Source organism: Rhodococcus sp. PAE-6, from assembly GCF_025290685.1.
Lineage (GTDB): Bacteria > Actinomycetota > Actinomycetes > Mycobacteriales > Mycobacteriaceae > Rhodococcus > Rhodococcus pyridinivorans.
This window is the reverse complement of record NZ_JAOCLZ010000001.1, coordinates 73,575-82,459: the sequence shown is the minus strand read 5'-3', so window position 1 is coordinate 82,459 and position 8,885 is coordinate 73,575. Positions and strand designations below refer to the sequence as shown.

At 69.6% G+C, this 8,885-nt stretch carries 9 protein-coding genes; 2 read left to right on the top strand and 7 right to left on the bottom strand.

What is annotated here, in order from left to right; all coding sequences use genetic code 11:
* Positions 1–29 precede the first annotated feature (29 nt).
* On the bottom strand, positions 30–599 hold the full coding sequence (locus tag NVV99_RS00400; RefSeq protein WP_024101065.1) for a zeta toxin family protein: 570 nt from the start codon (positions 597–599) through the stop codon (positions 30–32).
* Positions 596–982 carry a hypothetical protein gene (locus NVV99_RS00395; protein ID WP_024101066.1) on the bottom strand — a complete coding sequence of 129 codons (387 nt, stop codon included), beginning with the start codon at positions 980–982 and terminating at the stop codon, positions 596–598. The genes NVV99_RS00400 and NVV99_RS00395 overlap by 4 nt, the downstream gene beginning before the upstream one ends.
* A gap of 206 nt (positions 983–1,188) precedes the next feature.
* Between NVV99_RS00395 and NVV99_RS00390 the strand changes: the two genes are divergently transcribed.
* Together NVV99_RS00390 and NVV99_RS00385 are read left to right on the top strand one after the other, a co-directional pair.
* Positions 1,189–2,259, top strand: coding sequence for a methyltransferase domain-containing protein (locus NVV99_RS00390; RefSeq protein ID WP_041803373.1), 1,071 nt, complete (start codon positions 1,189–1,191; stop codon positions 2,257–2,259).
* Between the two features lie 69 nt (positions 2,260–2,328).
* Positions 2,329–2,694, top strand: coding sequence for an HNH endonuclease (locus NVV99_RS00385; protein ID WP_024101068.1), 366 nt, complete (start codon positions 2,329–2,331; stop codon positions 2,692–2,694).
* 16 nt (positions 2,695–2,710) lie between these two features.
* Here NVV99_RS00385 and NVV99_RS00380 read toward each other — a convergent pair whose 3' ends face one another.
* The 5 genes from NVV99_RS00380 to NVV99_RS00360 all read right to left on the bottom strand — a co-directional run bounded on the left by NVV99_RS00380 (position 2,711) and on the right by NVV99_RS00360 (position 8,782).
* Positions 2,711–3,256, bottom strand: a complete 546-nt coding sequence (locus tag NVV99_RS00380; protein WP_041803375.1) for a hypothetical protein — start codon at positions 3,254–3,256, stop codon at positions 2,711–2,713.
* Between the two features lie 1,113 nt (positions 3,257–4,369).
* Positions 4,370–5,302: a TAXI family TRAP transporter solute-binding subunit gene (locus tag NVV99_RS00375; RefSeq protein WP_260782737.1), complete on the bottom strand. Its 933-nt coding sequence runs from the start codon at positions 5,300–5,302 to the stop codon at positions 4,370–4,372.
* Positions 5,299–6,726 (bottom strand): HAMP domain-containing sensor histidine kinase, encoded by a 1,428-nt coding sequence (locus NVV99_RS00370; protein ID WP_024101071.1) that lies wholly within the window; start codon positions 6,724–6,726, stop codon positions 5,299–5,301. Before NVV99_RS00370 ends, NVV99_RS00375 begins: the two co-directional genes overlap by 4 nt.
* A gap of 1 nt (position 6,727) precedes the next feature.
* The gene (locus NVV99_RS00365) at positions 6,728–7,384 is read right to left on the bottom strand and encodes a response regulator transcription factor (RefSeq protein ID WP_024101072.1); all 657 of its coding nucleotides are present in this window, start codon (positions 7,382–7,384) and stop codon (positions 6,728–6,730) included.
* 15 nt (positions 7,385–7,399) lie between these two features.
* Positions 7,400–8,782, bottom strand: coding sequence for an MFS transporter (locus NVV99_RS00360; RefSeq protein WP_024101073.1), 1,383 nt, complete (start codon positions 8,780–8,782; stop codon positions 7,400–7,402).
* Between the last annotated feature and the right edge of the window lie 103 nt (positions 8,783–8,885).

Here is an 8,885-nt window from a genome sequence, read left to right as displayed (position 1 = left end):
GACGCATCCGCCCACCGGGCCTGGATCTCTCAGCCGAGCCCGGTGAGCGCCGCCGGCGCCCATCCCGGCCAGCGCACCGCACCCACCGGCACCCCGCCGGCGAACCGCGCCACCACCACCGGGGTCCCGGACGCCGTGTCGTACACCGACGCCTGATCGGCGCGGCCGATCGCTTCGGTCACCAGCGGCCACAACCGCCGATAGCGCGCCCGGATCTTGTCCTCGGGCACCGCATGCCCACCGGAGGCCACCCGGTGCTGTACACGCAGCACCGACATCGCCTCGGGCACCAGCATCGCGTGCAGCACCACCGTGAACCCCACCTCGTGCGCGCGGTCGATCAACTCCAGCTTCGACGGATGCGAGAACACCGTCTCTGCAATGAACGACCGGCCCTGCCGCAGCAACCGGTCCCGCGCCGCCGCGGCGAGCTGCGCCGCCTCGTACGACATCTCCTCCGCCCGGTCGGGCCAGCGCTGCCGCGCGATCACATCCGCATTGACGAACACGCTGCGCGGCAGCAGGGGAGCGAGGGACAACTCGACGAACGTCGACTTGCCGGAACCGTTGGGACCGACGATCAGATCCAGACGCCTCATGCGTCGTCGAGCACCCGGCGACTACCGTCGGGACGCTGCTCGACCAGCCGGCCTTCGTCGTCGAGCACCACCGTGGTGACCCCACGCGCGGCGAGAACCTCGGCGTAGTCGGTGCGGGCCAGCCCGCCCGCCAGGCGCGCATCGATCTCCGCGTCGAACAGCCGTCCCTCGGCGGCGGTGAGCTCGCTCAGCTCCCGTGTCCCGGCCAGCGCCTCGTGCACCCGGTGCAGGGAGGCGGTCTCGTGGGCGGTCATCGCGCGGCCGATGCGGGCCCAGTATTCGAGTTGCTGGCGTCCAGTGCGGTTCTGGCGGCCGCCCTCGGCGATGGCGCTGTCGACGAGTTCGGCGTCGAAGCGGGTGACCTTGTCGGTGGATGACGTCATGACGGCCTCCTGATGTTGCAGTCTGCTACAAGCGTAGCTGTCTGCAACACGCCACGCACCCCCGAATCCTCCCGCCACCACCCGGTTCGTGACCTCCCGCTACGCACCGCCACCCGGATCGACACCCGATCGAACCCGAGCCGTCGCCGCGGAACCGGCCACGCGACCTACCGTGAGCGAGTACTCCCATCGCCAGGAGGTGCGTGATGACCACGGAGATACACGAACCCGACCAAGCACGACTCGAGCAGACCCTCGGACAACTCGTCGTCGACATGGGTGCGGCCATGAACGGCGCACTGGTGCTCATCGGCGTCGAACTCGGACTGTGGCGCGCGCTCGACGAAGCCGGCCCGGTCAGCAGCGAACAACTCGCCGACCGCACCGGCATCCGCGAACGCTATCTGCGCGAATGGCTCTCCGCCGAGACCGCCAGCGGCTATCTCACCTACGACCCCGACGCCGGAACGTTCAGCCTGGCACCGGAACACGCCATGGCCCTCGCCCGCGAGGACAGCCCCGTCTACCTGGCCGGCGGCTTCCACCTGATCGGCTCCGTGTACAAGGACCGCAGCCGCATCGCCGAACGCATCCGCAACGGCGAAGGTTTCGGCTGGCACGAACACGATCCCGAACTGTTCGTCGGCACCGAACAGTTCTTCCGCCCCGGCTACCGCGCCAACCTCGTCGACGTGTGGCTGCCCGCCCTCGACGGGGTCGTCGACACACTGCGCGCCGGCGCCACCGTCGCGGACATCGGCTGCGGCCACGGTGTCTCCACGACCCTGCTCGCGCAGGCGTTCCCGCAGTCCACCATTCGCGGCTTCGACTACCACGACGCGTCCATCGCGCGGGCGACGGAACTGGCCGCGGAGGAGGGCGTCGACAACGCCACCTTCACCGTCGCCTCGGCGACCGACTTCCCCGGATCCGACTACGACCTGATCTGCTACTTCGACTGCCTGCACGACATGGGCGATCCCGTCGGCGCACTGCGGTACGCGCGCGGCGCGCTTGCCGACGACGGCGCGGTGATGCTCGTCGAACCGTTCGCCCGCGACAGCCTGCCCGAGAACCTCAACCCGGTCGGCCGGATGTACTACGCCGCATCGACGGTGCTGTGCACCCCGTCGTCCCTCGACCAGCCGGTCGCGCTCGGGCTCGGCGCGCAGGCCGGGGAGCGACGGCTCGCCGATGTCGCGGCCGAAGCCGGATTCGGCACCTTCCGCCGCGCCACCGAAACACCCTTCAACCTCGTCCTCGAAGCACGCCCCTGAAACAGTCTCCGGGACACCGGATCGGACTCATCGGCGACTACGGCGGCGCCGATAGGCGACGATCGGAGGATGGACCGCGTCACCCGACTCTCGCTCGCCCTGGACCGTCAGGACGGGCGGTGCCTGTGGTGTGGACGGGAGTTCGGGCGGCTGATCACCCCGACCACCGATCATCTGGTGCCGCGCCTGAAGGGCGGGCCGAGCATCACCGCCAACGAGGTCGCCGCGTGCCGACGCTGCAACGCCGACCGCGGACACATCGCGCCGGTCGAATGGCTCGACCGGTGCCGGCAGCGCGAGGGCTGGTCACCCGACGAAGAGCTGCTGTCACGGCTGCTCGAGGAGCTCGCCGACGAACTCGTCCGGGTCGGTGGTCATCGCCGTGCCCGGGATTATCTGTCCGCGCAGTTGCGGCGGTTGCGGCGAGCGTCATAATGCACGGGAGGCGAGATTAATACGTCACTGTGACGTTTCTGGGTTTATCGTCCGAGGCGGAGGAGGGGAGTCCGCACCCTCGACCCGGCGGGACGCGACCCGCAGACAGGTCAGGACGAGCACGGCGACCCCGACGGCCACCGCGGACGCGACAGGCGAGCAGATCCCGCTCGCCGCCAGGAGCGTCCACCGTCCACCCGAGTTCCTCGCACACCGCCGCAACGAAATACGCACCGGCGACCGCCACGAGGGAGACCGAGATGCCGGACGGACCGGTACCGGCGACCACGATAGATGCGACCAGCACCAGCGCAGCTGATACAAACAGTGCGACGATCAGCCACAGCGCGCGCGGCAGCGTGCACATGCGCCGCCGGGCCGACTCGCGCCCGCCGCCGGCGGCGAGGGCCGCAAGTGCCGGGCAGACGAACATCAACGCACTGACCGGCAGACGCGCACCGGTGATGTCGAATTCACCGTCGGTGAGTGCACCCCAGAGATAGAGCGGGACGGTGGTGATCGCGAAGACCACCCAGGAACGCAGGAGCCGTGGTTGCGTCACGGTCGACCTTCCCGGATCGCGTTGTCACTGCCGCGCCGATGATATCGACGCAGATAGGTGTCCACAGCGGGACCCGCTAGACCACGTGAAAACGTCACTGTGACGTTTTCACGACGGCTGGGCGGACAGGCAGGGGGCGAGGGTGGCGGGCCCGGAAGGTCGTATCGGGCGTCCGAGGCAGCGAACCGACACCAGGCGGCGGACCGGGCCGGGCACGGCGAATGCGCGGCAAGCTCGAGTGCCGGGAGCGCGTCGTGCGGCGCGGTTCGCACGTCGCACGAGGCGGAGGGAACAACGCGCGCCGGACGGCACGGCGCACGACGCGATGCAGTGTGTGCGACGACGGCGCGAATCTGCGGATCAGGGACGTCATTGGGCGGCATCGGGATTATCAGTGCCGAACCCCAGTTCACCGCCCATATCAAAATTGCCGATAATCTACATTATGTTAACTAGAGTGGAACCGGACCTCCTCCGGACAGGTGCGGCAGGGCGTCCGAGGCGTTCGGAGATCCCTGGTTCGCCCCGGATCGATGCGATGGGCCCCACCTGCCACTCGGCCTCTGGCTCGAGTCCGGCTCACCTCCGGACTGCGACCGGCCTGCCGGCGCCCGTACCGGATCGAGCCGCCGATCCGCTCGACGCGCGTTCGGCTGCTCATGCATCGGGTGCCATGCTGCAGCGACGCGCACACTGCACCGACCCACGGTTCACCGATGCGGCGTTGCGGCAGCACCGTGTGGTCGTCGCGTGCGCGTTGCGCGCCGCAGATCGCGCGGACGATGCGCATGTTGGTGGCGCGGGATCATCCCGTCCCCCGGGGTGCTGCGACCACCGATCGCCCCTTCTCGCCTCTTCCACATTTGATGGATAATCACCGTTATCCATGAATCACGTTGACTGCCAACGAATTTCACGCACACAGAGGTGAACGGTTCCATTGTGCCCCGCGCATGTCCCCTGCACAGCCGATCCGGTCCCGATCTCCTCGCGCCCCTCGAGGTCCGGTCCGATCTCCGCCCCGCATCTCGACGACACCACATACCCTCTGCCCCACTGCGTCCCCGGGGTCGGCACCATTTCGAGGTGCGTCTCCCCTGCCCATCGGTCTCGTCAGCCGTGCTGGCGCCGGTACGCGGCCACCGCTCCCGGATGCAGCGGGACACCGGCGGTGACGATCAGCGACTGCCGGTCGAGGAACTGACTGCCGGTGGCCTGAGCCGGCACGAGTTCGGAGGCATGGTCGACGAGCAGATCCACCAGTGCGGCGGCCGCCTCGTCCGACACCGATGCCCCGGCGAGCAGCAGGTTGCCCAAGCCGATGGTGGCGACGGCGTCCAGCTGCCCGTACGTGCCGGGCTGGATGAGCACCGGTTCGTAACGCGAACCGAATCGCGCCCGCAGCGGTTCGAGGAGCACGGACAGATCGATCAGCCGTAGCGACACACCCAGGTTCGCAAACGACGGGGTAGGAACACCACCCGCCCACAGCACCGCGTCGATCTCGCCGTCCACCAGCGCGCGACCGGCGTCGGCCATCGACAGGTGCACCCGGGTGACGGCTCCCGGCTCGGCGAGCCCGGCGACGGAGAGGATGCGTTCGCCGGTGAATTCGGCACCCGATCCGGGAGCGCCGAGGCTGATCCGTGCGCCCCGCAACTGGGCGATCTTCCGGATCGGTGAGTCCGCACGCACGGCCAACTGCATGTAGTTCTCGTAGACCCGCCCGATCGCCGTGAACCGCGCGCCCTCGTCGTGGGCACGCACCGCGACATCGGTGAGGGTCAACGCCAGCTCCGCATTCCCCGCCGTCAGCGCGGCGAGATTGGTGACCGACCCCGGGGTGCGTTCCGGCACTATCGCGATGGGCAGGCCCGCCCGGTCGGCGGCGGCCGCGGTGAGTTCGGCGAACTCCCAGAAGAACCCACCCTCCTCCCCTGCCGCCAGGATCAGTTCCTCACGCTCTCCGGTGTGCGTGCAGCCGGCGACGGCTCCGCCCACCGCCAGCAGCGCGACGGACCGCAGGAGATCGCGGCGGGTGATCATGATGCCTCCGCGCGGGAGTCGGCGGGCAGGGTCAGGGTGACGGCCAGTCCGTGCGGGTCGGCGGCGGCGAGGTCGAGGGTGCCGCCGCCGGTCTCGACGAGCGCGACCGCGATGGACAGCCCGAGGCCCGTGCCGGGCCCGTCGGCTCCGGACCCGCGGAAGAACCGGGAGGTGAGGGCACCGAGCTCATCGGGTGCGACTCCGGCGCCGTCGTCCTCGACGCGGATCCGGATGGTCCCGTCGTGGTGTCGGGTGGTGATGCGGACCCCGGTGGCCGCGCGGGCGTACTTGCTCGCGTTGCTGAGCAGCACATCGAGCACCTGGGCGAGATGGTCGGCGGAGAAACAGGCGTGCAGGCGCGGCCCGGTCGGTTCGTCCACGGTGACGGTCATGCCGGCCTCGGCGAGGGCCTCGGACCAGGCGTCGACGCGGTCGGCGACGACGGCGCCGACATCGCACCCGTCGTGTCCTTCGGTGCCCGCTGTGTCGGTGGGTGATTCGGCGGTGGCGAGGGCGAGCAGGCCGTCGAGGATACCGCCGAGCCGGTCGACTTCGACGGCCGTGCGCCGATAGGTCTCCACGCCGGTGGCGCCGACGTGCGGTTCGAGGGAGTCGAGCCGGATGTGCAGGGCGGCGAGCGGGTTCCGGAGTTGGTGCGCGGTGTCGGCGATGAGCTGTCTCTGGGCGCGGGTGGACGTGCGGACCGCCTCGGACATGGTGTCGAAGGCCTGCGTGAGTTCCCGGACCTCCGGGGGGCCGTGATGCCGGACCGAGGTGGTGGTGTCCCCGGTCCGGGAGCGTGGATGCAGCGCCGGGACGCTGTCGGTGAGCGCCGCGACCCGCGCGGTGAGCGCGGTGAGCGGGCGGACCGTCCACCGTGACAGCACGGTCGCGACGATGGTGACGAGTACGAGCGCCGCCGCTGCGCCGGTGACGATGAGCAGCCACGAGGTGCGGATGTCGCGGCGGGCGGCGTCGGTGGACACGTCTACGACGACGGCTCCTTCGACCTGGGCGCCGGTGCCCACCGGTACGGCGAGCAGGGCCCGGTGTGGGGACCACGGGGTCAGCGGACCGCCGATGCCCTGTTTCTGATTGCGTAGACCGGCGGTGATCGCCTCCGGCACACCGGGGTCGGTCGGGGTCAGGCCCGCGCTCGCGCGGGGTGCGCCGCGGGCGTCGACGATCAGCACGCCTTCGTCGTAGAGCCGGTGGTAGCGGGTGACCTCCTCGTCGAGCAGGGCGGTGCTGCCGGGGGCGCGCATCTGGACGGCGAGGGTGGCGAAGTGGTGGGCGTCGGCTTCCCGGTTCGCGCCCAGGACGGCGGTGCGGCCGGCGCTGGTGGCGAGGGCGAGCGGTACGGCGAAGGCGACGACGGCGACGGTCGCGAAGACGAGCAGCACCGCCAGGACGCGTCGCTGCATGTCAGCCGCCCCACCGGTAGCCGTAGCCGCGGATGGTGGAGATGAGTCCGGGGCGGGCGAGTTTGGCGCGCAGCCCGGTCATGTGCACGTCGAGCGACCGGGAGATCGCCACATAGGCGTCGCCCCACACGGCGTCCATGAGTTGTTGGCGGCTGACCGCGGCGCCGGGTCGGGCGACGAGGACGGCGAGCAGGTCGAATTCCTTCGGGGTGAGGGTGACCGGTTCGCCGCCCACCTCGACTTCGCGGGCATCGAGGTCGACGACGACGTCGCCGGCGCGGACGATGCGGGAGGTCTCGGACAGTGCGCGGCGCCGTTGGGTGACGACGTCCACACGGGCGAGCAGTTCGGCCAGGCGGGCCGGTTTGACGAGGTAGTCGTCGGCGCCGCCGCGCAGGCCGCGTACCACCGAGCGTTCGTCGCCGCGCGCGGTGAGGATCACGACGGGGACGTCGTTGACGGCCCGCAGTTGCCGGAGCACCTGCAGGCCGTCGGCGTCGGGCAGGCCGAGGTCGAGGATGACGACGTCGAGGTCGCGGTGGCCGAGGAGCAGGTCGGCGCCGCGCCGCATGCGGATCGGCCGGTGGCCGTGGGAGATGAGGGCTTCGACGAGGGCGTCGCCGACTCCGTCGTCGTCCTCGACCACCGCGATCTGCACGTGGTTCCCTTTCGATCAGTGCCGCGAGGTGGCCAGGTCGGCGTGCTCGTCGGGGGTGTCCGTCCGGGTGCTCGTGCGGTCGGAGCTCGTGCGGTCCAGGGGTGAGCCGTCGGAGGTCTCCCGCATGAAGAAGTACACGACGAGCGAGACGGCGATGCAGCCGGTCACGTAGTAGAAGAATAGCGATTCGTGGCCGGCGCGCTTGAGCGCGAGTGCGACGGTTTCGACGGTGCCGCCGAAGATCGCCAGGGTCAGCGCGTAGGGCAGGCCGACGCCGAGCGCGCGGACCTTGGTGGGGAACAGTTCGGTCTTCACGATGGCGTTGACCGAGGTGTAGCCGGTGACGACGGTCAGGCCGAGCATCATCAACCCGAACGCGATCAGCGGGTTCGTGGTGCTGCCGAGGATCGTCATCAGCGGGACGGTGAGCACGGTGCCGCCGACCCCGAAGAAGATGAGCAGTTTGCGGCGGCCGATGCGGTCCGACAGGGCCCCGCCGATGGGTTGCAGGACGATGAACACCAGCAGGGCGGCGAAGTTGATCCAGGCGACGGTGTCCTTGGAGATGCCTGAGGTGTTGATCATGTATTTCTGCATGTAGGTGGTGTAGGTGTAGAACGCCACGCAACCGCCGAGGGTCAGCGCGCACACCAGTAGGCATTCGCGGGGGTACTGCAGCAGCATCCGGATGCCGCCCTGCTCGGGCGTGCCCTCCGGCCGGTCGGTGGCGCTCTTGGCCGCGACTTCCTCGGTGAACGCTTCGGATTCGTCCATGGTGCGGCGCAGCCACATCACGGCGACGGCGGCGACGGCGCCGATGACGAACGGGATGCGCCAGCCCCACGCCTGCATGGCCTCGGCGGAGAGGGTGAGCTGCAGGACGATCTGGACGCCGAGGGCGATGAGCTGTCCGGCGACGAGGGTGACGTACTGGAAGCTCGAGTAGAAGCCGCGGCGTCCGGGTGAGGCGACCTCGGCGAGATAGGTGGCGCTGGTGGCGTATTCACCACCGACGGACAGTCCCTGCATCATGCGGGCGAGGACGAGAAGAAGGGGTGCGGCGAGTCCGATGGTCGCGTAGGCCGGGGTGACGGCGATGATGAGGGAACCGACGGCCATGACGGTGACCGACAGGGTCAGCGCCGAGCGCCGTCCGCGCCGGTCGGCGTAGCGGCCCATGATCCAGCCGCCGATCGGTCGCATGAGGAATCCCACGGCGAAGATCGCTGCGGTGGACAGCAGTTGGGCGGTGGGGTCGCCTTCGGGGAAGAATTCCTTCGCGAAGTAGACGCTGAACGCGGCGTAGACATACCAGTCGTACCACTCGATCAGGTTGCCGACCGAGCCTTTCAACACGTTGCCGATGACTCGGCGTTCGCCCGTCGAGGTGGTGCTCACCCGGGACTCCTTTCGCTGCGTGGATCTGTGCGCTCCCCACAGTGGTTCGGGTCACAGTGGTTGTGGAAGGGGCTGTGGCGGTTCCTAACACTCCCTTAGGAAT

What these genes read in the sequence shown, in the direction of transcription:
- NVV99_RS00375 (WP_260782737.1), bottom strand. Translation starts at nt 5,302, where the DNA reads ATGATCACCCGCCGCGATCTCCTGCGGTCCGTCGCGCTGCTGGCGGTG.
- NVV99_RS00370 (WP_024101071.1), bottom strand. Translation starts at nt 6,726, where the DNA reads ATGCAGCGACGCGTCCTGGCGGTGCTGCTCGTCTTCGCGACCGTCGCC.
- NVV99_RS00400 (WP_024101065.1), bottom strand. Translation starts at nt 599, where the DNA reads ATGAGGCGTCTGGATCTGATCGTCGGTCCCAACGGTTCCGGCAAGTCG.
- NVV99_RS00395 (WP_024101066.1), bottom strand. Translation starts at nt 982, where the DNA reads ATGACGTCATCCACCGACAAGGTCACCCGCTTCGACGCCGAACTCGTC.
- NVV99_RS00385 (WP_024101068.1), top strand. Translation starts at nt 2,329, where the DNA reads ATGGACCGCGTCACCCGACTCTCGCTCGCCCTGGACCGTCAGGACGGG.
- NVV99_RS00390 (WP_041803373.1), top strand. Translation starts at nt 1,189, where the DNA reads ATGACCACGGAGATACACGAACCCGACCAAGCACGACTCGAGCAGACC.